A 24262-nucleotide genomic window follows, 5' to 3' on the forward strand; every position below is an offset into this window, starting at 1 on the left:
ATGGCTCCTTGCTGTCCTGGGAAAGTTCCTGGTATTGGCTGCATCGGCATAGCTCCTTGCTGTCCTGGGAAAGTTCCTGGTATTGGCTGCATCGGCATGGCTCCTTGCTGTCCCGGGAAAGTTCCTTGTGCTGGCTGCATGAACATTGGATAAGCTTGCGGCATTTGTTGATCATAACTATAAGGAGCAGCTGATACATAAGGCTGATAATAAATCGGTGCATGAAAACCATGGCCTGGCATAACCGGAGTGACTGGAACACAATGGGCATACGGATTCATCTGAACTGGACTTTCTTGGAACATCGGTGGAACATTGCTTATCGGAGACACATTCTCTGCTGCTTGATTATTTGCACCTTCTTCAACCAGATTCGGTGGTACATTTGGCATTTCTGGCATATACTCATTTGATTCGCCCACGCTATCATCAATTCCCGGCATGGCTACGGGCTGATTAGGATACATCGGTTGATAACCAGTTGGTGCCATTACAGGCGGCTGATAGTTAAATCCATAGCCCGGCATGACTGGAGTGACAGGCACGCATGACTGTTGCGGCACCTGTATCGGCTGCTGGTCAAAAATATTTTGTGGCATCATTGGAATATATGGTATTTTTGGCATTTCTGGTGGCTGGTCTAGACTCGGCTCCTTTACTTTTTTCTCTTCTTCCACCGGGCTTTCCAAGTCTGGCTCCTGCTTCATAATTTCCGGTAAAATATTAGCCGGTTTTGGAGGAATGTTTGGTATATTTGGCATGATATTAGGCATATTCACATTTCCTTGCGGAGTAAATGGCTCCACTGCATGAGTGAGCGGTGAAACATTGACCGTTTTTTGTAAATCTTTTTGAATTTCCTTTGTATTTGGCTTACTATCCATTTTTGGAACTTCCTGCGTAATCGGTTTCTGTGTTTCCTTTGGAGCTGTTTCCATTGCCGGAGCTTTAGGTTGTTCCTTTGGAGTTTCCTTTATATTCTCTTTTATTTGAGATATAATATTTTCTTTTTTCGGCTCGTTAACCATTTCTGCTTCTATATCAAATGAAATAAATGGATGTTGTTCGACATTAGGATGCTCTTGTTTCGGTGCTTCTTTTTTTGGAGCAATATGAATTTTTGTTTCCTTTTTTTGTTCCTCTTTTTTAAGAGGTACCCCTTCGGATGGTACTTTAATTTTCATGCCAGGCATAATCATATCTGGGTTGCTTAAGTGAGCATTCATTTTCTTTAATTGTTCAAAATTGACCCCGTATTTTTGTGCAATCTTCCAAAGGGTATCCCCTTTTTGGACAATATGGATTTTCACTCGGTTCCCCTCCTATATAAAAAAGTCCATATGTTCTATTTAAGCTTCGGCTAGTTGTCACAATCATTCTTCAACACAACTTATGATAGAAAAAACAAATTTATGATAAAAAATCACAGCTTCTCCAAAGTAAAGGGCCAGACCTTTCTCTCATGATATATAGCTTATACGTCGCTATATACGCGAGAAAAAATCTGACCCTTGTAAGTCTTACACGTGAGCTAGCATTCGTTCTAACGCAGCCAATGCATCGTTTGCAATCTCTTGCGGAACAGTAATTTGGTTAACGATTTTTCCTTTTTCAAGCCATTCTAATGTCCAAAGCAAATGAGGTAAATCAATGCGATTCATAGTGAGACATGGACACATATATGGATTTAATGAAACAATTTCTTTATCTGGATGCTGTTGAATCAGACGATTCACTAAGTTCATCTCTGTACCGATTGCCCATTTGCTTCCTGTCGGTGCTTTCTCAATGGTTTCGATAATGTATTTTGTCGAGCCATTATAATCTGATAATTCGACTACTTCACGGCTGCACTCTGGATGAACAATAATATTCATATCTGGTTTTGTTTTGCGAATGTATTCGATATTGTTCACTGTAAAGTTTCCGTGAACAGAACAGTGTCCTTTCCAAAGAATCACTTTTACCTTTTGCAAATCTCCTTCATATTCAAATGAGTCAGTATGTGGATTCCAAACCGCCATTTCATCGAGTCCGACACCTAAATCATAAGCGGTGTTTCTTCCTAGATGTTGGTCTGGAAGGAAGAAAATTCGTTCTTTTTGTGTAAATGCCCATTCTACCATTTTTTTTGCATTCGAAGAAGTAACTGTCGCACCGCCGTTTCGTCCGACAAATGCTTTAATTGCCGCTGTTGAATTTACATACGTTAACGGCAAAATCGTATCTCCAAACGTTTCTTGTAAAATCGGCCACGCTCTCTCGACTTGTGCAATATTCGCCATATCCGCCATGGAACACCCCGCTCGCATATCAGGCAGGATGACTTTTTGATGGTCCCCTGTTAAAATATCTGCTGTTTCTGCCATAAAATGTACACCGCAAAAAACGATATATTCTGCCTTGTCGTTTTTCGCTGCTACTTGTGCTAATTGTAATGAATCGCCCGTTGCATCAGCAAATTGAATAACCTCATCTTTTTGATAATGGTGGCCTGGAATAAATAGACGCTCACCAAAATTCTCTTTAATCCCGCGAACGCGCTTTTCCATTTCTTCCACACTCATCGTTTTATATCTTTGGGGCATGTCGTCATGCTGTTTCATCATTTCTAATACGTTCATGTTTCTTTCCTCCTACTCCCATTCCTCAATGTTAAAGCTAATATCTAGCGACTTGACAGAATGCGTTAACATTCCTAACGAAATATAATCAACGCCCGTATCGCCATATTCCGCAATATTCTCCAATGTGATCCCACCAGACGCTTCGGTCATAATCGGCTTCGGTACGAGCTTTACAAACTCGTGAATTTCCTCCGGTGAACGGTTATCAAACATGATGATATCCGCTCCAGCTGCAACCGCTTCCAATACTTGTTCTCTTGTTTCTGTTTCTACCTCCACTTTCACCATATGTCCTACTTTTTCACGAACCGCTTTTACCGCTTGTGTAATGGAACCGCAAAAAGCGATGTGATTGTCTTTAATCATCACTGCATCGTATAGACCGAAACGATGATTATAACCGCCCCCGCAAGTCACTGCGTATTTCTCTAACATCCGCAATCCCGGCGTTGTCTTTCGTGTATCACAAATGCGTGTATAATCGCTATTTAGCAGAGCGACCGCCCGATTGGTTAACGTCGCAATGCCGCTCATTCGCTGCAATAAATTTAAGATGACGCGCTCGCCAGTTAAAAGCGGAACAATCGGTCCAGAAACAGTGGCGATGATTTCTCCTTTTTTTACTATCTCTCCATCTTGTTTATAAATGATTGTTTCAATAGCAGAGTCTAAAAGACGAAAACCAGTAGAAATAATCTCAACTCCTGCAAGAATTCCATCCTCTTTTACAAGAAAATATCCCTTTGCTTTTTGGTTGCTTGAAAAAATCGTCTCGCTTGTTATATCACGCTCGCCGATATCCTCTAGAAAAAACGATTGCAGCATTTGTTGTAGCTTCAATTTATTCATTGTCCCTCTCCCCTACACATTTACGAATAGCTCTTCTTTCGTACGCACAATACGCGTTCCCTTCCAATTCTTATCCATAGATGGATAATCGGTTCGATAATGCCCACCACGGCTTTCCGTTCTTTTGAGTGCGGACGTTGTAATCATCCAGCCGATGATAATCATATTGATTATTGTGATCTCCTCGATTGTTAATTCATTCAAATCAACGCTCAATAAATCCGGAATAGAAAACTGCTCAAACCACTGTTTTGCGCACTCTAAACCCGATTCATTCCTCACAATTCCGACATATTGCATCATTCGTGTTTGGATTTGTTGCTTGGATGGCAACGTTTTTGTGAGTTTTTTCATAAAATGGTTCTCCGTATATTTACACGTTTCTACAAAATGATTTTCCTGAACACCATTCCGTAATATCTCTGCTAATCGCTTGCCAAATACGATTCCTTCAAGCAACGAGTTGCTAGCTAAACGGTTGGCTCCGTGAACTCCTGTACAAGCCGCTTCTCCGACCGCATACAACCCTGCTACAGAAGTTCGGCCATTTACATCCGTCTTAATCCCACCCATCAGGAAATGAGCTCCCGGTACAACGGGCAGTTTACCGCTTTCTATATCGATTCCATATGAACGGCAAAGCTGAGAAATCGTTGGGAATCGATGTGAAAAGTTAGCAATCATCGAAATGTCTAAATACACGTTGTTTCCTTGTAACACTTCGTCATGAATCGTGCGTGCAACCACATCCCGAGGTGCTAAGTCCTTTTGCGGATGAATAGACTCCATAACCTTTCGTCCATCCTCAGTCACTAATATGGCTCCTTCACCGCGCACTGCCTCAGAAATTAGTCCTACCGCTTTTCCATTTATATAAAGCATCGTCGGATGAAATTGGATAAATTCCATATCAACGATCTCGGCACCGGCGCGATACGCTAGGGCAATCCCGTCTCCCGTTACCGTAGAGGCATTAGAAGAAAAAGCATATATACTGCCGCATCCTCCTGTCGCAATCACAGTGGCAGATGCATAATAACAAGCTGCTTCTCCCGATTTTTTCTTTGTTTTTATACCTACACAACGACCATTCTTTATTAAAAGCTCTAAAACCATTTCCTCTTCAACAACAGTTACTTTATCAACTAGTTGCTTCAATAAAAATGAGACAAGCTTTCGTCCTGTGGCATCCCCACCGGCATGAAGAATTCTTCGGAACTGATGAGCTCCTTCTTTTCCTAGTTGAAGATGACCTCTCTCATCCGTATCAAACCGAAATCCTTTATTTATTAGCTCTTGAATTTGTTTCGGTCCTTCCTGTACAAGAATTTCAACAGCTCTTTGATCATTGTGATGACATCCTGCTACCACTGTATCTTCGTAATGAGAGTGCCAATCGTCTTCTTTAGAAACGACTGCCGCCACTCCTCCTTGAGCAAGCCAGGAGTTACTTTGCTCTTTTTTTGATTTTGTGAAAATCATCACATTTTTATCCTCGTGTAAGTAATATGCCGTAATTAAAGCAGCGATACCGCTTCCCACGATAATAACATCTGCATTAGGCATACATAAGCCTCCTACCATTTAATATGTCTTGACACTTATATTGACATATAATTAAACTTATGACAAGACTTTTCTTATCATTAAGCAAAAAAAAGGAAGGATGTTCATGATTTATTTAGATTACGCAGCAACAACGCCCATGAGCGATGAGGCGTTACGTATATATAATGAAACAGCGAAAACATTTTTTGGAAATACAAGCAGTTTACATGACATTGGCAGCTCAGCGGCACGGCTTTTAGAGATTTGCCGGAAAGAACTAGCCAAGCTTATTCATTCAGACGAAAATGGAATTTACTTTACAAGCGGTGGAACGGAGTCGAATATTCTAGCAATTCGTTCTCTGATTCAAGCTCATCGCCATAAAGGAAATCATTTAATTACTACGACTACAGAACATGCATCACTGTATCATTTGTTTCAACAATTAGAAGCGGAAGGATACGATGTTACGTATCTACCTGTAGATTCATCTGGTATAATTTCCTTAAAAGATTTAGAAGAAGCAATTACACCTCAAACCATTCTTGCATCCATTCATCATGCCAACTCAGAAATTGGCACAATTCAACCCATTCGTGAGATTGGTCAAATATTAAGGCAATATAAAGTGCTATTTCATAGTGACTGTGTGCAAACGTTTGGTAAAATACATGTAGATGTAGAAGATATGATGATTGACAGCCTTTCGATTTCCAGTCATAAAATTTATGGTCCAAAAGGGCTCGGTGCTGTTTATATTCGCCCAAGCATAAAATGGAAACCTTGTCTACCAGGTACAACGCATGAAAGTGGCTTCCGGCCTGGAACGGTTAATGTTCCCGGAATTGCTTCGTTCATCACTGCCGCCCAGCAAATATGTACGAACTTACCGAACGAACATGCACGACTTGCCCAATTACGCCAATATTTTATTCGTTTCATCCATAAAAATCAGTTACCGATTACGATCGAGGGTCATCCTGAAAATGTGTTACCTAATATCATCGGTCTTTCTGTTCATGGTGTCGATGGACAGTATACGATGCTTGAGTGCAATCGACATGGAATTGCGATTTCAACTGGAAGCGCGTGTCAAGTAGGAAAACAAGCGCCCTCAAGGACTATGATTGCGATTGGAAAAAACAAAGAAGAGGCCAAACAATTTGTTAGAATTTCTCTCGGTAAATGGACAACGACAAACGATATAGAAACCGTAATCTCTGTGCTCAAGAACATTTGCAACCAATTTTCATAAGAAGGGAGTGTTGAATAAGAATGAAAGACGAGAAGAAAATTCTTGGAGAGGAAAGAAGACAACTAATTTTGCAGTGGCTAAAAGAAAGCCGCGAGCCGCTTACTGGCGCAGAGTTGGCAACAAAAACAAATGTAAGCCGCCAAGTCATTGTACAAGACATTTCGCTTTTAAAAGCGCGCAACGAACCGATTATCGCAACAAGTCAAGGCTATTTATATTTACAAACGAATCCTCAAGAACAAACGTATACACGGGTTGTTGCTTGCTATCATACTCCTGAGCAGACACTTAAAGAGTTACAAGTAATTGTCGACCACGGAGTCACTGTAAAAGATGTGACAATTGAGCACCCCGTGTATGGCGATTTAACTGCTTCTGTTATGGTAAGCAATCGCCAAGAAGCCGAGCAGTTTATCAAAAAAATTGAAGAAACGAAATCAGCGTACTTACTGCAATTAACCGATGGAACACACCTTCACACGCTTGAGGCGAACTCTATCGCCAAGCTTGATGCTGCTTGTGATGCGTTGAAAAAAGCAGGCTTTTTAATTGAATCGTAAAAAAGCATAAATGCTTATTAAAACTCGGTGCGAGTACAGGTTTAAATAGGTAAAAAGCGGCTGACTTATAAGTGTCTGAACTCGCTACAACCCACTATATAATGGTTGTAGAGGTCTGACACTTTAGTCAGCCGCTTTTTTATTTAATCACATAATATGGATAACTTCCTAATACTTGTACGGAACAATCGAGCGCTTCCAATTCAGCGATGGCACCGGGGATTAGGACTTCATCCATCTTTTGATCCACATCAACGATAAAAAAATAATTTCCTAATCCTGTTTTGGCTGGACGAGATTCAATTTTCGTTAAGTTTAATTTCCGCCACGCAAAAGCAGACAATACTTGATGAAGCGCACCAGCTTGGTCTTTTGGAAGGGTAATCATCAATGTTGTTTTATCGCCGGCATAGAGCGGCGAATCGATGGCAAGTTCCCCGTTTTCTCTCTGAACAATGATAAACCGCGTATGATTATAATCATAGTCGTGAATATTTTCCTGAACAATCGTCAAACCGTACGTTTGAGCGGCTAATCGATTGGCAATCGCTGCGATTTTTAATTGTGGATTCTCACTAACAAATTTCGCTGCAGCGCTAGTCGATGTCGTATACTCATACATCGCCTGCTTGAAATGCTGATGTAAAAATTTATGGCACTGGGCAATGGCATGGGAGTGAGAATATACATAACGTATCGCAGTCCAATCGTCCGCATGATTAGGGTGCACCATTAAATGCTGCTGAATAGGAGCCACAATCTCCCCAACAATCGGCAATGTTTGTTCATGCACTAAATAATCAATTGTTAAATTAACAGAGCCTTCAATCGCATTTTCAAGCGGAACAACCCCCAGCTCCACTTCCCCGCTGCTTACGGCATCAATGCATTCCGGTATTGTGTTGTATGGCACTTTTTCGGCATTTGGAAAAACGGTTGTCACCGCTAAGTCCGTAAATGTTGCTTTCGGTCCTAAATAGCCAATTTTCATCATTTGCCTCTCCCTTATTTACGCTCCTGAACCAACGACTTCTACTTTTTCGACAAATTCTAAATGGCGTAATTTTGTTAACAAATCCTCAATCTCTTCGTTCATGTCGTTTGTACTAATGGTCAGCGTTACATTGGCACGTCCTTGAAGCGGAATCGTTTGGTGAATCGTAAGCACGTTGCATCCAGCTGCTGCAACAACACTAAGAAGCTTAGACAACGTCCCGGAACGGTCTTCAAGATGAAAAAATAATGTAATAATACTTTCTTTCACAATGGCGTGAAAAGGGAAGACAGCATCGCGATATTTATAAAAAACGCTGCGGCTTACATCGACCATTTGCACCGCATCAGCGATGGAAGTTGCTTTTTTTCTTTCGAGCAGCTCCTTCGCCTCAAGCACCTTTTTCATCGCTTCCGGCAAAACGTCTTCCCGCACTAAATAAAACTTTTTATCCAAGTGCCCGCACCTTCCTCGACCGTTTAATCAACAAATTCAAATTCATAGTCTAACAGCTTGACAATATCGCCATCCTTCGCACCTTTCTTGCGCAATGCATCGTCAACTCCCATCGAACGCAGCTGACGGGCAAATCGTCTCACTGATTCCTCTCTTGAAAAGTCAGTCATTTTAAATAGCTTTTCAATTTTTTCTCCTGATAAAATAAACGCTCCAGAACTATCCCGGCTAATTTCAAAAGCAGGCGCCTCTTTTTCAAGACGATACACAACACGCTGCACGGCAGGTTCTTCGGTCTCATGAAGCGGAAACTCCGGTGTTGTTTCTAAAAGGTCAGCAATCGCAAACAACAAATCACGCAATCCTTGTCTTGTTATTGCGGAAATCGGAAAAATTGGCACATCATCTTTCAGCTTCTCTTTAAACAGCTTTAAATTTTCTTCAGCGTTTGGCATGTCCATTTTATTAGCAACAATAATTTGCGGACGTTCTGTTAATCGCAAATTATATTGCTTTAGCTCTTCATTAATGACTAAATAGTCTTCATACGGGTCGCGACCTTCCATAGCAGCCATGTCAATGACATGTACAATGACGCGCGTTCTTTCAATATGACGCAAAAATTGATGACCAAGCCCTACTCCTTGATGTGCTCCTTCTATCAGTCCCGGTAAATCAGCCATGACAAAGCTACGGCCGTCCTCTGTTTCTACAACGCCTAAATTCGGAACAAGCGTTGTAAAATGATAATCAGCTATTTTCGGTTTTGCTGCTGACACCACAGAAAGTAAAGTAGATTTCCCTACGCTCGGAAAACCGACTAAGCCAACATCAGCCAATAACTTCAATTCGAGCGTAACGTAACGCTCCTCACCTGGCTCCCCATTTTCTGCAATTTCTGGCGCTGGGTTTGCCGGGGTAGCAAATCTTGTGTTTCCGCGTCCACCACGTCCCCCTTTAGCAACGACAAATCGCTGTCCGTGTTCTGTCAAATCGGCAATCACTTGCTTCGTTTCATCATCAATGACAACCGTTCCCGGCGGTACCTTTACAATTAAATCTTCCGCATTTTTCCCATGTTGTCCTTTTGACATGCCGTGTTCGCCTCTTGGCGCCTTAAAATGACGTTGATAACGGAAATCCATCAATGTGCGTAATCCTTCATCAACAACAAAGACAACATCTCCGCCTTTTCCTCCATCTCCACCAGCAGGTCCGCCCTTTGGCACATATTTTTCACGACGGAATGCAACCATGCCATTACCGCCGTCTCCACCTTTGACATAAATTTTCACTTGATCAACAAACATCAGTTGATTTCCTCCCTTCTTCTCATGATGTTCACATGCTAATCTTTAAAACAATTGTCATCTCTTCATTATGTACTTCAAACGTTTCTACAAAAACAGCCGTTCCAGCCATATGATTGCTTATCCATTCCTTTAATGAATTCGTATTCGTTATTGTTCCACTATAATCAAAAAAGAATCGCACGTTTTCCTCTATTTCTATTGAAATGCTTAAATGATTCTCTCCGTTCCGATCAGCGTGTTCTTCAAGAACATAAAAAAACTGTCTGCACCAATTGGCAAGTTCCTCATCATAGGCAGATAAATCACATACATCGCCAAGCACTTCATATTCAAGCCGAAAGTGCTGTGCTTGCCAATTATATGTCATTAAAAGCTCGGCCAATTCAAACGCATTCAAATTCGTTAATTTTGTTTCATGCTGCGTTTCAATGACGATTTCCTCAATAATTTCTTTGACCCGCTCTAACTTATTTAATGCTAGATTTCCTTTAATGAGTTGAATTTTATTTAGCCAATCATGACGAGATTGGCGCAACACTTCAACAATATTCCACTGCTTCTTCATCCAAAATCCCCTATTAAAAGTTTTTTATTTAGTTAAATTATACCAAAAGGGACAAACATACAAAACAACGTTTTCTGTTAAAATGAGCAAAAAGAAAACCCTAACCAAAACGGTTAGAGTTTTCAAATGGCTTACGCTTCTTGAGCTACTGGATAAACGCTCACTTTTTTGCGGTCACGACCGAAACGCTCAAAGCGTACGATACCATCTACTTTTGCGTAAAGAGTATCATCGCCACCGCGACCTACGTTTAAGCCTGGGTAGATTTTTGTGCCGCGTTGACGGTAAAGAATTGAACCGCCAGTTACGAATTGACCGTCAGCACGTTTTGCACCAAGACGTTTCGCGATAGAATCACGACCGTTTTTCGTAGAACCTACACCTTTTTTAGATGCGAAAAATTGAAGATCTAATCTTAACATGAGTTTCACCTCCTGTTAATTTTCCGAAATTTGAATGTACTTGCCATAATCTCTTTCAATTGTTTGTAAGGAGACAATCATTCCTTCAAGGAGTAACTGGACTTTTTCCTCAACTGCTTGATCTTCAATCATAGGAATCTCACAGTGAAGATAGCCCCCGTTTTCTCCTTGCTTAATTTGCGGCTCCACTTTTGTAAGGGCGATAATCGAGTTAATCGCGCCGAATGAAACCGCGGATACTCCAGCACAAACAATATCTTGTCCACGCTTGGCAAAATTGGCGTGTCCGCTTAACGTAAAAGATTTAACTTTTCCTTGTTCTGTACGGTGAATGTCTACTTTTATCATCGTCTACGCCTTACGCGTTAATTTTTTCGATTACTACTTTTGTGTAAGGTTGACGGTGACCTTGTTTACGACGTTGATTTTTCTTCGCTTTATATTTGAAAACGATGATTTTCTTTTGGCGACCATGCTTTGCTACTTTTGCAGTTACAGTTGCGCCAGATACCGTAGGATTACCAACTTTTACAGTTTCTCCACCTACGAATAACACTTTGTCAAATGTAACTGTTTCGCCTTCAGCAACGTCGATTTTTTCAATGTAGATCTCTTGACCTTCTTGAACTTTAATTTGTTTACCGCCAGTTTCGATAATTGCGTACATACTTGCACCTCCTAAATTAGACTCAGACTCGCCAGCTTCGAGGCGTTTCGCTACTAGCGAAAACTTACAACCTGAGCTGAGCGGTTGTAGCACGGGTGCTACAAACATGGCGTTCCATTTAGGATTCCCGCTTCATCGTGAAACAAATGGTTTCACTCCACAAGGCTTGACCTCCCGTCCGCCCAACGGTACAAAACATTACAACATGAAAAATCATACCATGAACAAAATAGAGCTGTCAACATATTTCACAGCTCTATAAATGATGTTCTCTCTATCAATAATCATCAATAATAAAGAAGATTGCCGACATGTTCATCTACTCTTTTTTCAGAAAAAAACGCATGTAACAGCTCATTTTCATCTAACACCGCCTGCTGTTTTTCGTTTTTCATCACAACAATAGAATGTTTTTGACCACGATAAAACTGTAACAATATCTCAAAAATACAATCGGTATGTTCGACAACAATTGGTTTTAATTGATTGTAAATCATTTTCTTTCCGTAATACCGCTCAAGTAAAAAACGCATAATCATATACTGCCTATGTCTCCATTCATGAAATAGCGAGTACAAAAGGAACAATACAATCATCCAAAGACTGATTTGGAACGGGTTAAGCCATACAATTACCGTTGTTAAAATAAATACACCGCAAAAAGAAAAAAGGAGCAGCTTTTCGTGTGCCTGACTGAAAGACCAATAATGAGTAAACAGTAAAAATAATAATTTTCCTCCATCAAGCGGCCAAATCGGTAATAAATTGATAAGAAAAATAGCTAGATTATATTCAAAAAACATGCTAAATAATTCATTCGACATTATCTCCAGTTTCATCAATATAAATGCAGCGACGACAAGCCAAATATGCTGTACCGGTCCGGCAAGCGTGACAATGAATTCTTCTTTGAATGGTCGATTTCCATGCTCTTCTACTTCTGCAACACCGCCAAACGGCAACAGCAAAATTCGCTTAATGCGCCACGAAAAAAAAAGAGCGGCAATCGCATGTCCAAACTCATGAATAAACACGATAAAAAATAAAATAAATAACTGCTTAAAATGAGCGGTTACAATCGCGATGCCGAATACGAGCCATAAAAGCGGATGGATATGAATTTTGTTGAGAAGTGAAATATACTTACTCAAAAGAAATCACCTGAATCGGATCAATAAATTGATCCCCTTTTTTAATAGCAAAATAAAAAACTCCTTTTGTATTGTCGGCATTGTTCATCGCTTTGCCTACTGCTTTTCCCATTTCCACAAAATCATACAGCTTGACAGAAATGGTTCCTAAATTACCATACCATGACTCCGTTCCATCCGCATGTTGAATAATAACCGTTTTGCCGAATTTGTCTTTTGTGCCAGCAAAAACGACGATTCCTTCATTCATCGCCTCAACCGCAGCTTCTTTTCCCGTTTCAACCATCACTCCTTGTCCATTTGCCTTAAAGCTCTCTAATACGCGTCCGAAAGCCGGCACCGCATAATGTCCCCCTTCATTGCTCTTATGTTGTTTCTCTTTTGGCAGCAATGCAAGCGGCTTGCCAAATTGTTTTTCATACCAATTAGAGACAGCGGCAAACTGAAATTCCTGCTCCATTGTGCTTTTGACAAAACTTCTGACCGGTTCTAAATGCGAAGATGGATTCTTAAATAAAATTGCTATGATTAATACAAGACAGACGGAGAAAAAAATTTTGAAGAGGAAAATTTCTTGGCGGAAAAGCGGATGACTCTCTTCTTTGTTAGAATAGCCGTCATACGTAATGACCGATTGCCCCCCGTATTTCTCTTCGTCAGCTAATTCGAAAAATGCTTGTCTTGGCTGAATTTGTCGCTGCCGTTTCCGTCTGGCGATGCGTTTGCGAATCTCATCAGTCCGATTGCCCATTCCCTACCATCCTCCACTCATAGTTTGTACCATTTTATTAAATCTTCTTTAAATATATGACGTTTAAACTTTTTATATCACAAAGACAAAAAGAGGCTGACCCATCAGTGTCTGACCTTACACCCAACAAATCATACATAGTGTGTTCATCGAATACTATTACACTATGTATTACTTGTTGTGAGGTCTGACACTTTGATTTCAGTCAGCCTTTTCATCGCATACCAAAAAACTTTTTAATTTTTGCAAAAACGCCTTTTTGTTCTTCTTCTAGTGACTGTAACGGTACAGATTCGCCGAGGATTCTTCGGGCAATATTGCGATAAGCAATCGAAGCTTTACTATTTGGGTCAAGAACAATTGGTTCACCGTTATTTGAAGCTTTAATCACATTCTCATCATCAGCAATAATTCCTAGCAAATCAATGGATAAATGCATCACGATTTCATCGATATCCAACATATCGCCGTTTTTAACCATATGGCCGCGAATGCGGTTAATAATGAGACGTGGCGAGCGGACGTTTTCCTCTTTTTCTAGCAAGCCAATAATGCGATCGGCATCACGCACAGCAGAAACTTCTGGAGTAGTAACAACAATCGCCCCATCAGCCCCGGCAACTGCGTTTCGATACCCTTGCTCAATGCCCGCTGGACAATCTATTAAAATATAATCATAGTCTTGCTTTAATTCATGAATCAGTTTTTTCATCTGTTCTGGAGTAACAGCGGTTTTATCGCTTGTTTGTGCCGCTGGTAATAAATACAATTTATCATCAAAACGCTTATCTTTAACAAGCGCTTTTTGCACAGTACAACGGCCTTGTACTACATCTACTAAATCATAAATAATACGGTTTTCAAGTCCCATGACGACATCGAGGTTACGCAAGCCAATATCCGTATCAACAAGGCATACGCGCTTTCCTGCTAAGGCTAAGGCTGTTCCTAAGTTTGCTGTCGTCGTTGTTTTACCAACGCCGCCTTTTCCAGATGTAATGACAATAGCTTCCCCCACTGTTACAGTCTCCTTTCTAACCTTGTTAAATGAGGTCTTAGATGTGTTAACAGCTGCAAACGGTCAACAACAATTTGATTATTGTCATCAATATAAGCGCATTCCATTTCATTCCGCTCTTCCGATTTATAATCTGGAGAACGGCTCATAATATCGCTGATTCTCAGCTGCATCGGTTTCATAACTGAAGCGGCAATGACCGCTTCTTTATTCCCATAATATCCAGCATGAGCAATTCCCCTCAGCGCTCCAAGAATAAAAATATTTCCACCAGCAATAACCGTTCCTCCCGGATTGACATCACCAATTAATAAAAGGTCTCCTTTCACATGCAATATTTGACCTGAGCGAACAATTTTTGAAACAGAAACAATTTCCGTCTTCCGCTTCCAACCAAGCGCTTCTTCTTTTGTGATCACGTTGCTGTCAATCGATTCAACCACTAAATTTTTTTTCGTACGAATCAATGTACGAATCTCCTCTTCCTGTTCAGGAGTTAAGTAACGATTTCCTACCTTGAGATGAACGGCAACAAGTGGACCGTCCGGCTCATTTGTTTGGTTAACTGATAATTTTTCCTCTAATTCCATGACTAGGTCGTGATAGGAACAAGTATCATCGAGATGTAACGTCAGCCCATCTTTCGTTCCTTTAATTGTCACGTATTGCTGTTTTTGCCTATTCACAACGTTCACCTCAACGAATAATTCTACAACACCATTTCATTTTCCTTTTTTCAAAGGAGATAATCTTCATCTTCGCGCTCACGAATTGGCACTTTCATGAGTTGTTGCTGAAGCGGATAAGAAACTAAGATGACAAAAATCGTATTTAGGAAGATCGTTGGAAGCAAGCGATTGTAAAGAAATGTTTCAAACGGCATGTTGGTTTTTCCAATCAGCAAATAAATTCCATACACATAAAATTCAACCATGCTAACCGCTACTATACTTAGAAACGATGTTACTAAAACGTTATTATAAAACACTCGCATCGCTTTTGAGGTTAAATAAGCGATTAATGCAAATATAAACATATAAACACCTAGAATTTCCGTATAGAAAACATCGTATAGTAATCCAAAAATAAAGCCGTATACAATACCATAAAATCGTGTCACATAAACAGTAACAAAAACAATTGTAATAAGGAGAAAACGCGGAACAAAAATATATTTCTCATAAAACTCATTTTTAGGCCAAAGGTCGACAACGATACTTTCACTGACAAAAAAAAGAATAACGAGAAAAGGAAGTGCGAGCTTTTTCACTCTTCTCCCTCCCCTTTCTCTACCGGATAATCAATTTTCCGTTTAGCAATAATGACATCATCAATGTCGTAAAAATTCGCGTAAGGCTTTACATAAGCCATTCGCGTTAATCCATATTCATCCGGCTTCACTTCAAGCACTTCGCCAATCACCAAGCCCTTTGGAAATACGCCTCCCAGACCTGATGTTAACACTTTTTGCTTCTTTTTAATTTTTGCATCAAATGGAATTCTTTTTAAAATCAGTGCTTTTCGCTTTTCGTCATAACCTTCAATTAAGCCAAATGCATTTTCTTCTCCTTGAACAAATGCAGAGATACGATTTTTTTGATCTGAAGCGCTTAACAACTGAATCGTTGCTGTGAACGGTGAAACATGCTGAACTTTTCCAACGAGAGCTTTTGAAGGTGTAATGACCGCCATCCCTTTGGTCACACCGTGTCGTTCGCCCTTATTGACAATAATCAGTTCCTGCCAGCGATCAGGATTGCGTCCTACCACCGTTGCTTGAATTGGATCAAAATCTCTTAGACTTTCCTTTTTATCGAGAAATTCGCGGAGTCTCTCGTTCTCTTTTTCTAATTCCTGTACTTGCGCTTCTAACACCGCATACTCTTCCAGCCGCGCTTTCAAAATTTTATTTTCTTTGTATGTATGTTTTATATCGTTGACATTTTCAAAGAAGCCCGCAACGAATTGTGCGGGCTTATGAAAAATAAACTGCACAAAACCAGTTGTATCTTTAATAAATTGCTCCGGCCAAGTTAAATTTTGTCGATCTTTCAAGGAAAAACCAATCAATGCCACGAGGAAAATAATGCTGACTAACAAAACAATTAAACGTTTATTCAAAAAAAACTGTGGCATGATTTTTACACCCTCTTACGTTTAGCGATGATCTCTTGCTTTATTTTTAAATAAATCAATATGGTCTAATGCTTTGCCTGTACCGATTGCAACGCAATCAAGCGGATTTTCCGCCACAATAACCGGCATTTTTGTTTCCTCACTAATCACTTTATCAAGGTTGCGCAACAGTGCGCCACCACCAGTTAACACAATACCGCGGTCCATAATGTCAGCTGCTAATTCTGGCGGCGTTTTTTCCAACGTATTTTTTACGGAATCAACAATCGCATATACCGTGTCTCGCAATGCTTCTGCAATTTCCTCAGCACTAATTTCAATCGTTTTTGGCAGACCAGTCAGCAGGTCGCGACCGCGGATTTCCATGTTGTCGATTCCTTCCGGATTGCCAGCTGAACCAATTTCTACTTTAATCGCTTCCGCTGTGCGTTCACCAATCATTAAATTATACGTTTTACGAATGTAATGAATAATCGCCTCATCCATCTCATCGCCAGCAACGCGAATCGATTGACTTGTCACAATGCCTCCTAAGGAAATAACAGCCACTTCTGTCGTACCGCCGCCGATGTCGACAACCATGCTTCCTGTCGGCTCCCATACTGGGAGATTAGCGCCGATTGCCGCAGCAAACGGTTCTTCAATCGTGTACGCATCACGCGCTCCCGCTTGCCGTGTCGCATCGATGACCGCACGCTCCTCAACCGCTGTAATTCCATATGGAACGCAGACCATTACATAAGGTTTCCCGGTGAACAATCCTTTATTTTTCGTTGCCTGCTTAATGTAATATTTCATCATCGTTGCCGTTGTTTCATAATCAGCGATGACGCCGTCTTTCATCGGACGCAATGCCACAACATTTCCCGGCGTACGTCCAATCATGTTTTTCGCCTCGTTTCCAACGGCGACAATTTGCTTCGTATCTTTTTGTAACGCAACAACTGAAGGCTCTCTTAAAACAATTCCTTTTCCTTTTACATACACAAGCGTATTCGCAGTACCTAAGTCTATGCCAAGATCTCTCGTACCAAATCCAAACATCACGTATCTTCCTTTCTGAAACAAAATGCTAATATTTTATATTAAACGCAAATTTGACACACCTACATATTTCGGCAAAATTCGAGTTTTTTTGCCGACTTTCTCACAAAACAAACAAATCCCTTTGTTTGACTCCGTTCGATATTGCTTTGTCCTTCTTGCAAACAGTTAAGAAAAACTCATAACTGTTATTATAACTGATTCGACACAAAAAGAGAACCATTACATATATCCTTTTTCTTTTAGGCTAACAAATTTTCGATCACCAATAATAAGATGGTCTAACAGTTCGATCCCAATCATTCTTCCACATTCAGCGAGCCGCTTTGTTACTTCGATATCTTCACGGCTTGGAGTAGGGTCTCCGGAAGGATGGTTATGCGCACAAATAATGGAGGCAGCAGAGCGCTTAATCGCTTCTTTAAATACTTCACGGGGATGAACAATCGAAGCGTTTAAACTGCCAATAAAGACAGTTTTGCGGTGAATAACCTGATTCTTGGTATTCAGATAGAGACAAACAAAATGTTCCTGCGATAAGAAGCGCATATCTTCCATTACATATTTTGCACCATCTTCCGGAGAACGAATCACATAACGTTCATCATATTGCAATCGGCTTATTCTTCTTCCAAGCTCAATGGCAGCGAGAATTTGCACAGCCTTTGCCGTCCCGATTCCTTTAATGCTTGTCATTTCTTCAATTGTCGCATCTTTCAGCAGTCGCAGCCCCTCAAAATGATTTAGTAAGCGGTTGGCAAGCTGTAATACCGACTCATCCTTTGTCCCCGTCCGCAGCAAAATTGCCAACAGTTCATGATTCGCCAGGCTTTCCGGACCATCAGAAATTAAACGTTCACGCGGTCGTTCAGCCTCTGGAAAGTCCCGAATCATTAAGGACATCGTTTTCAAGACAATACCTCCTTCTGTTCCAGCTAAAATCCAAGTTTTTTCAACTCGCGAACCGTACGGGCAATCGGCAAACCGACAACGGAAAAATAGTCTCCTTCAATTTCCTTCACAAAGAGGGAACCGCGTTGTTGAATGCCGTAAGAACCAGCTTTATCCATCGGCTCTTCGCTGGCAATGTAGTCTAAAATTTCCTCGTCTGTTAGATCCCAAAACGTTACTTTTGTCCGTTCATAAAATACGGTTTCCTCTGCTGGCGACAAAATGGCGACACCTGTTAATACTTCGTGAGTCTTACCTGATAACATCTTCAGCGTTTGAAACGCTTCTTGTTCCGTTTTTGGCTTTCCTAATATGATTCCGTCATAAACAACCATCGTATCTGCTCCGAGAACATATGCATCCTTCTCTAATTGAGCAACCGCCTTTGCTTTTTGATAAGCGAGCGACCGCACAATCTCTTCGGGTGTACTGTTTTCGGGAATTTCTTCTTCAATATGGCTGGCGAGGATTTCAAATCGAAGGTTGACCATTTCTAGAAGCTCTTTTCGTCGAGGAGAGCTGGAGGCTAAAATCAATCGTTTCATCTACAATCCCCCTGTATCAGCATTCGTTTCAAATTGGAAGATACAATAGTATCGTATCAAATCTTACATTTAGACACAATTTTTAAAAATGACATTTTCATGCAAAATTCTCCAAAAAAAAAGACTGTCTCAGTGAAAGATGTATGAGACAGCCTTTTCGATTATTTGCTTGTAAACGCCATATAAAACGTTAGTGCTTCCAAAAGTTTTTGTTGAATTTTTAGCAATGATTGAGCATCTTTTGTTTGCTGATAGGAAGTTAATAATGCATAAGCGCTTTCCAAATGTTTTTTATATTCAACTGCATTTTTGTCGCTCGGTACTTGAATGGTTTGGAATTGCTTATATTCGTTTTGCAAATCTCCTCTTATTTCGCTCGTTAATGAATTTCCTCCCAACAGCTGTGCTGATGCAGAAATCAATTTTTCATAAAACGATTGACTTGCTGCCAGCATCTTTTGTGCTTTTGAATTGTCTGCCGTTGCCAACGTCAAAGGCTTAATATACGTTTCTTGCCCTTTTTGCTTATAAAGTTCACTAACAGGATATAATGCTTCTTTTTCTAAGCCAATGCCAATAAATAAATAGGTCGGGCTTTCACCTACCACAACCGCTGGAATGCCAGCATCATTTAATTTTTTTCTATATTCCTTAGCCGATTCTAATGTCGAAAAAACCCCTGCTTGAACCACATATACAGAAAAAGATAACTGTTGAGCGCTGTTAGCCGCCAGTTCTTTTGTCTCTGTATGCGACGACAGCAAAGCGGAAGACGAGGAAACGCCTTCTTCTTTCGGTGTTCCATTTGCTCTGTCCTCGGAAAGAAAGTTTAATACAACAAAACCGAAGCTTGTCCCAATGGCTACCGCAGTGAAAATAGAAACAAACGCTGATTTAATATGTTTGCTGACAGTGCTGTTAAACGATTTTTTCTTTATTGGGCGCGCTGCTAATTTACGTAATCCCGTAAAATCGATCATATGGCGCTCATTTTCTTCTTTACTTTTAACATTTTCAAATAACAGTTCCTTCTCTTCTTCTTTCGCTGCACATATTTCGTTTTTTACTGGCTCTGTTACCGGCTTTGGAATGACCGTTTCTTTTGCCGTAAAAGACCGTTCGCTTCCATTTATTTTAATCGATATTTTATTCCCTTGCTTGTCCATCTTTTCACCATCCCCGACTCATTATTTCTTGGCCCATCTTACCATAAAAAAATAAAAAAAGAACAAGACATTTGTCGTCTTGTTCTCGAAGGTTTTCGGCAAATTTTGCCTATTCTCGTTCACGAATCTCTTCAAGGACAATGCATTGACAGGAACTTCGGGAGAATCTTCTGAGTAAGTACAAATTTGTTTCGCTTCCCCTTTTAAACAAATGGAATATTGGAGTTGGCCATCGTCTTGCTTTTTGACTAATACATAAGAAGAATTATGTTCAGGCGATAAAATCTTCCCTGTATACGGGTCTCGAATCGGCTCGAGCACGCCATCTTCGACAAGCTGCCTATAGGTGAGCTTCTCCGCTCTTCGGGGAGAAAGAAACTCGACTTTTTCTGCCCCAACATGAAGACGGGCCGCTTCGTAAAGAGCATAGGCATCGGAAACAAACGCTTGTGCTTTTGCTTTTTCAATCACATGAAGCATCACTATAACCACAATAGAAGAAACAATCCCTAAAAAGATAATGACCGCTAACAGTTCGATGAGCGTCATCCCTCGATTCATACGTAGCAGCATTCGCTCTCCCTCCGCAAGCCTCTACCGCTAAGGTGACGTTTCTTCCCTTTTCGTCTCGTTCGGGATTAATTCCGTCAACGGATTCCGTTTTTCACTTGGAGGAGGGACGTCAAGCGGCGGCACTTGGTCTTGTAAATTTACCAATCCTGGATGATAAAAGGCGCTAACCGTTAACGAGTACGTTAATGGCTTCACTTCTGTATCAATGGATGTCAGCTCTGGATTCCCTGTAAATGATAACGCTTCAACAGAAACAATGCGCGTTAATCCTTCTAATGTTTCTAAAAAACGCTCTAAATGATAGTAAGACGGCGACTGTACCGTCAATTGAACGGAAATCTTTTTTAGTCCGCTTGGTAAAGCGAAAGACGTTTCAGACTGTTGTGATGGTGGTTGCTCCTCCGTTGTGGAAGGATTCATTTCGTTTTCTGTTCCTTGTGTATTTGCATTATTGGCTGTTGCTTGTTGTTCTGACGTATTCATTTCTGCCGCTTCGTTAAACACCATGCTCGAAATAAAGCTATCAGAAACAACTTCCGCCTTTTCTAAATCAAGCAAAAGTTGCTCAACAAGCGGTTTGACAGGTACTTTTTTTTGTAATTCGACAACACTTTCTGTTACGTGAGTCTGTTGCTCGACAGCTCGTGCTTGCATGGCCGCTAATAGCCGTTTCTCATTGGCAACGGTCGTACTTAGCTCATCCATTCGGTTATAAAGCGGTTTGAGGGTATACAAATAAAGAACACCAAAAAAGGCACTTATGACGATAAGCAGAGTGAAAAGGAAAACGAGTTGGCGCTTGGAAAAACGAACGGTCATTGTTTCTTCTCCTTTTCTTCCTTTAAAGCATTTTTATTCACGTGCAACTCATATTGAGCGAGATAGCGTGGCAACACATTTTTCTCTTCTTCTACGTTTTCCTCCCCGCTCTTGTCTTCCATAGTAGTGAGACTTTTCAACTGCACCTCTGTCACAAAATCAGCATCAGACAGGGATTTCAAAAAATATGCCGCTTCTTCGCTCGTATCAAACTGTACCGTCACACTCACCGTTCCGTCTTCCGCATAGGAAAAACTCATCACAAATCCTCGTTCTGGTAAAAGTTTTGTCATTTTCCGAAGAAGGAGTACCGTTTTCATTGGATATTGTTCTGCCCATTTGACCGTCTTTTCTAATTCTTGAACTTCTTGTAGCGATTGAACATTTGCCAACTTTTGCTGTTCCGCCACCTCCAACGCACGCATTTGCTTCAACTCTTGCGTTAACGAATGGATTTTTATTTCCGCTTTTTGCATCGACACATAAAAAACAAAAGCGGTCGCCATCGCAAGCAACAATACGATAACGGTACTAACGAGGAAAACAACATTTTTCGGCTCTTTTTTCGGCAGTAAGTTAATGTCAATTACCATGATGAATTCCCTCTTTTAATCCTAATCCCCATGCTAAATGATAGCGTGTATCAATCAAATTTCCTATTTCCCCGGAAAGACGTTCAACAGGGACTTCAAAACGATCTTGCATCGTTTCATGAATGTGCGATAAATACGGATGATCCCCCGTTACAAACATACGTGTAATTTGCTCGTTTCCTTGGCGAATCGAAAAGCGATAAAAACTCATGACCCGTTCAATTTCTTTATAAACATCTTCAAACGGACGAAGTAGTTCTTCTACCTCTTTTTTCGAAGTGTCATCTTGTTCATTATGCGATTCAAACAAAAGCTGACGCATGAAAACGGGTTTATGTTCATAAAAAGCACTCACATTCACTGCCGATCCATCGATTTGCACAATTAATAAGTGATCGTCTTTTTTTACTTGATCGGCCGTGTAAAATAAACGGTATACACATAACGGCGAAACATCCGCTGCAATGGGACGGAGTTTGACATCTTCAAGCAGCTGCGCGTAGCTCATGACGATTTGTTCCGGAGCGGCAAACAATAAAATACTCAGCTTCTCGTTTGTTCTTTCCAAAATGACATAATCGAATACTGGATCCTCAAACGGTAAATGAATCGTCGTTCCTAGTTCCATAAATAAGTAGCCGCGAATCTCATCCTCTTCTAAATCATTCGGGAGCGAAATTTGGCGAATGACAACGACTGGATCGGGAACGATAAATCGAACACGGCGATGTTTCAACTTCCACTCGCTTACACATTCTTCTAAAATCATTTCAAGCGTTTCATGGTCGACTACTTTTCCATCATGAATAATTCCGCTTGGAAGCTCACGTTCTCCCCATTTTTGAATCGAAAACGGATTATGAGGTTTTAACTCGACATAACGAATCACATGATCTTTTATAACAAGATTAGCTACTTTATGTCGCGATTGAAAAAATTTGAACATGCTCATATGTTCTCCTCGCACTAAAACAAAATCAATTGCTGATACCATTCAAGAATGGATTGTCCAAAAAAATAAGCAGTCAGTGTTCCAAACACAATATAAGGTCCAAACGGCATTGGTTCACCGCGACGCACTTTGCCAAGCACCATACCAATCATCCCAAAAACGGTCCCGTAAAGCGTAGACAAAAAGAATGCTAGTAACACCATCTTCCATCCTAGCACAAAGCCAAGCAAAGCAAATAATTTAATATCCCCGCCGCCCATGCCACCTTTACTAAGGACGGCAATAAGTAGCAATAGAGAAAAGCCAACAACAGCACCAACAAGAGAATCCCACCACGGCAAAAGCGGAACGAATATTCGTTCAATAATAAAAATGACTGCGAAAAACAGCAGCACTTTATCAGGAATGATCATATAGCGAATATCGGAAACAAAAATAATCATCAATAACGAAATCAGCGTCCAACTAACGACCAATTCCTTTGACCATCCCACCAAAAGCGGTGAAATCGTAAAAAGAATCGCGGTAAAGAGCTCAACAAACGGATAAAGCGGCGAAATACGTACGCCGCATCCGCGGCACTTCCCGCCTTGAACGACATATGATACAACAGGAACAAGTTCCCAAGCCGTAAGCGTACGCTTACAGCTTGGACAATGCGAACGAGGCTTAACAATCGATTCTCCTTTCGGCACTCGAAGACCGACGACGTTGAAGAAGGAACCTAGAAGTAAGCCGATTAAAAATAACCATATTAAAATCATAAGTTACTAAATCCTTTATATTTTATTTAGTGGCATCTATTAGTGTTTGCTCAGGAATAAGCGAATCGTTGGTATACCTAGTTGTAGGATTCAATATATTATTCACTGCTCCATAGGCCTCGTGAGCTTTTATTGAGTATGTCTTAGTGGAACTATCATATAATACTTCAAAATTATTATCCTTGACTTTATCTAAGTAAGCTCTTAAAGCAGCATAGCCATTTGTTGTATCTGCATTGTATTTCCATTTCACTTGATCTGGATGTTCTGCATGGGCAAGTTTGGCCGCATTGATGATTTGGATTGCTTCAGCAACTTTTGCCTTATCTCTTGTACCATCGATGATGTTGCTAATACTCGGAATCGCAATCGCCGCGATAATTCCTAAAATGACGATAACAGCTAGTAATTCGATAAGTGTGAGCCCCCGCTCGTTTTTTACAAATCGTTTTAACATGTAATCCCCTCTCCTTTTTCCTAATATTTATAAGTCTTTTTATCTATCATTTTACAATATCTATCAATTTTCTGAAAATAAATTCT

General features: G+C 40.6%; 28 protein-coding genes, 1 pseudogene and 1 other annotated feature. Of the genes and pseudogenes, 2 read left to right on the forward strand and 27 right to left on the reverse strand.

Annotated features, from left to right (window positions below; all coding sequences use genetic code 11):
• From safA to nadB, 4 genes are all read right to left on the reverse strand, one after another.
• Nucleotides 1-1310 (reverse strand): SafA/ExsA family spore coat assembly protein (gene safA / locus HNQ85_RS09015; RefSeq protein ID WP_181537425.1); only part of this gene is annotated, 1310 nt, incomplete at its 3' end.
• 210 nt (nt 1311-1520) lie between these two features.
• The gene (gene nadA / locus HNQ85_RS09020; RefSeq protein WP_181537426.1) at nt 1521-2624 is read right to left on the reverse strand and encodes a quinolinate synthase NadA; all 1104 of its coding nucleotides are present in this window, start codon (nt 2622-2624) and stop codon (nt 1521-1523) included.
• Nucleotides 2625-2636: 12 nt separating this feature from the next.
• Nucleotides 2637-3476 (reverse strand): carboxylating nicotinate-nucleotide diphosphorylase, encoded by an 840-nt coding sequence (nadC, locus tag HNQ85_RS09025; protein WP_181537427.1) that lies wholly within the window; start codon nt 3474-3476, stop codon nt 2637-2639.
• Between the two features lie 12 nt (nt 3477-3488).
• A complete protein-coding gene (gene nadB, locus HNQ85_RS09030; protein WP_181537428.1) occupies nt 3489-5042 on the reverse strand; it encodes an L-aspartate oxidase in 1554 nt (517 codons plus the stop codon).
• Nucleotides 5043-5148: 106 nt separating this feature from the next.
• Between nadB and HNQ85_RS09035 the strand changes: the two genes are divergently transcribed.
• The gene (locus tag HNQ85_RS09035) at nt 5149-6279 is read left to right on the forward strand and encodes an IscS subfamily cysteine desulfurase (protein WP_181537429.1); all 1131 of its coding nucleotides are present in this window, start codon (nt 5149-5151) and stop codon (nt 6277-6279) included.
• Nucleotides 6280-6293: 14 nt separating this feature from the next.
• A complete protein-coding gene (locus HNQ85_RS09040) occupies nt 6294-6839 on the forward strand; it encodes a 3H domain-containing protein (protein ID WP_181537677.1) in 546 nt (181 codons plus the stop codon).
• 139 nt (nt 6840-6978) lie between these two features.
• Here the strand turns inward: HNQ85_RS09040 and pheA are convergent, their stop codons facing one another.
• The 23 genes and pseudogenes from pheA to HNQ85_RS09155 form a co-directional block, all read right to left on the reverse strand.
• Nucleotides 6979-7830 carry a prephenate dehydratase gene (gene pheA / locus HNQ85_RS09045; RefSeq protein ID WP_181537430.1) on the reverse strand — a complete coding sequence of 284 codons (852 nt, stop codon included), beginning with the start codon at nt 7828-7830 and terminating at the stop codon, nt 6979-6981.
• Nucleotides 7831-7848: 18 nt separating this feature from the next.
• Nucleotides 7849-8289, reverse strand: a complete 441-nt coding sequence (locus HNQ85_RS09050) for an ACT domain-containing protein (RefSeq protein ID WP_181537431.1) — start codon at nt 8287-8289, stop codon at nt 7849-7851.
• A 23-nt stretch (nt 8290-8312) separates the two neighbouring features.
• Entirely contained in the window at nt 8313-9599 is a 1287-nt protein-coding gene (gene obgE, locus HNQ85_RS09055; RefSeq protein ID WP_181537432.1) for a GTPase ObgE, read from the reverse strand.
• A 31-nt stretch (nt 9600-9630) separates the two neighbouring features.
• On the reverse strand, nt 9631-10167 hold the full coding sequence (locus HNQ85_RS09060; RefSeq protein WP_181537433.1) for a Spo0B C-terminal domain-containing protein: 537 nt from the start codon (nt 10165-10167) through the stop codon (nt 9631-9633).
• 131 nt (nt 10168-10298) lie between these two features.
• A complete protein-coding gene (gene rpmA / locus HNQ85_RS09065) occupies nt 10299-10589 on the reverse strand; it encodes a 50S ribosomal protein L27 (protein ID WP_111644643.1) in 291 nt (96 codons plus the stop codon).
• 15 nt (nt 10590-10604) lie between these two features.
• Nucleotides 10605-10937 carry a ribosomal-processing cysteine protease Prp gene (locus HNQ85_RS09070; RefSeq protein ID WP_181537434.1) on the reverse strand — a complete coding sequence of 111 codons (333 nt, stop codon included), beginning with the start codon at nt 10935-10937 and terminating at the stop codon, nt 10605-10607.
• Between the two features lie 10 nt (nt 10938-10947).
• Nucleotides 10948-11256, reverse strand: a complete 309-nt coding sequence (gene rplU, locus HNQ85_RS09075) for a 50S ribosomal protein L21 (RefSeq protein WP_181537435.1) — start codon at nt 11254-11256, stop codon at nt 10948-10950.
• 14 nt (nt 11257-11270) lie between these two features.
• Nucleotides 11271-11352, reverse strand: a sequence feature (ribosomal protein L21 leader region).
• Nucleotides 11353-11543: 191 nt separating this feature from the next.
• Nucleotides 11544-12407 carry a M50 family metallopeptidase gene (locus tag HNQ85_RS09080; protein ID WP_181537436.1) on the reverse strand — a complete coding sequence of 288 codons (864 nt, stop codon included), beginning with the start codon at nt 12405-12407 and terminating at the stop codon, nt 11544-11546.
• Entirely contained in the window at nt 12400-13158 is a 759-nt protein-coding gene (locus HNQ85_RS09085) for a M23 family metallopeptidase (protein ID WP_181537437.1), read from the reverse strand. Before HNQ85_RS09085 ends, HNQ85_RS09080 begins: the two co-directional genes overlap by 8 nt.
• Before the next feature lie 214 nt (nt 13159-13372).
• Complete coding sequence (minD, locus tag HNQ85_RS09090) at nt 13373-14176, reverse strand: septum site-determining protein MinD (RefSeq protein WP_181537438.1); 804 nt, start codon at nt 14174-14176, stop codon at nt 13373-13375.
• Nucleotides 14177-14178: 2 nt separating this feature from the next.
• Complete coding sequence (minC, locus tag HNQ85_RS09095) at nt 14179-14862, reverse strand: septum site-determining protein MinC (protein WP_181537439.1); 684 nt, start codon at nt 14860-14862, stop codon at nt 14179-14181.
• Between the two features lie 50 nt (nt 14863-14912).
• The gene (gene mreD / locus HNQ85_RS09100; protein WP_181537440.1) at nt 14913-15446 is read right to left on the reverse strand and encodes a rod shape-determining protein MreD; all 534 of its coding nucleotides are present in this window, start codon (nt 15444-15446) and stop codon (nt 14913-14915) included.
• Nucleotides 15443-16312: a rod shape-determining protein MreC gene (gene mreC / locus HNQ85_RS09105; RefSeq protein WP_181537441.1), complete on the reverse strand. Its 870-nt coding sequence runs from the start codon at nt 16310-16312 to the stop codon at nt 15443-15445. The genes mreD and mreC overlap by 4 nt, the downstream gene beginning before the upstream one ends.
• A 21-nt stretch (nt 16313-16333) precedes the next feature.
• Nucleotides 16334-17356, reverse strand: a complete 1023-nt coding sequence (locus HNQ85_RS09110) for a rod shape-determining protein (protein ID WP_181537442.1) — start codon at nt 17354-17356, stop codon at nt 16334-16336.
• Nucleotides 17357-17578: 222 nt separating this feature from the next.
• Nucleotides 17579-18259 carry a RadC family protein gene (gene radC / locus HNQ85_RS09115; RefSeq protein ID WP_181537678.1) on the reverse strand — a complete coding sequence of 227 codons (681 nt, stop codon included), beginning with the start codon at nt 18257-18259 and terminating at the stop codon, nt 17579-17581.
• Between the two features lie 32 nt (nt 18260-18291).
• The gene (locus HNQ85_RS09120) at nt 18292-18852 is read right to left on the reverse strand and encodes a Maf family protein (protein WP_181537443.1); all 561 of its coding nucleotides are present in this window, start codon (nt 18850-18852) and stop codon (nt 18292-18294) included.
• 161 nt (nt 18853-19013) lie between these two features.
• Nucleotides 19014-20018, reverse strand: a complete 1005-nt coding sequence (locus HNQ85_RS09125) for an SPOR domain-containing protein (RefSeq protein ID WP_181537444.1) — start codon at nt 20016-20018, stop codon at nt 19014-19016.
• Between the two features lie 126 nt (nt 20019-20144).
• Nucleotides 20145-20591, reverse strand: a pseudogene (locus tag HNQ85_RS09130) (type II secretion system protein); the annotation flags it as partial.
• Between the two features lie 27 nt (nt 20592-20618).
• Nucleotides 20619-21410, reverse strand: a complete 792-nt coding sequence (locus HNQ85_RS09135; protein WP_181537446.1) for a pilus assembly protein PilO — start codon at nt 21408-21410, stop codon at nt 20619-20621.
• Complete coding sequence (locus HNQ85_RS09140; protein WP_181537447.1) at nt 21407-22003, reverse strand: PilN domain-containing protein; 597 nt, start codon at nt 22001-22003, stop codon at nt 21407-21409. The genes HNQ85_RS09135 and HNQ85_RS09140 overlap by 4 nt, the downstream gene beginning before the upstream one ends.
• Nucleotides 21993-22955 carry a type IV pilus biogenesis protein PilM gene (gene pilM / locus HNQ85_RS09145; RefSeq protein ID WP_181537448.1) on the reverse strand — a complete coding sequence of 321 codons (963 nt, stop codon included), beginning with the start codon at nt 22953-22955 and terminating at the stop codon, nt 21993-21995. The genes HNQ85_RS09140 and pilM overlap by 11 nt, the downstream gene beginning before the upstream one ends.
• 14 nt (nt 22956-22969) lie before the next feature.
• Nucleotides 22970-23719 carry a prepilin peptidase gene (locus tag HNQ85_RS09150; protein ID WP_181537449.1) on the reverse strand — a complete coding sequence of 250 codons (750 nt, stop codon included), beginning with the start codon at nt 23717-23719 and terminating at the stop codon, nt 22970-22972.
• Between the two features lie 22 nt (nt 23720-23741).
• Nucleotides 23742-24176, reverse strand: a complete 435-nt coding sequence (locus HNQ85_RS09155) for a prepilin-type N-terminal cleavage/methylation domain-containing protein (RefSeq protein WP_181537450.1) — start codon at nt 24174-24176, stop codon at nt 23742-23744.
• Nucleotides 24177-24262 lie beyond the last annotated feature (86 nt).

Source organism: [Anoxybacillus] calidus (assembly GCF_013760845.1).
In the GTDB taxonomy this organism is placed as follows: domain Bacteria; phylum Bacillota; class Bacilli; order Bacillales; family Anoxybacillaceae; genus Paranoxybacillus; species Paranoxybacillus calidus.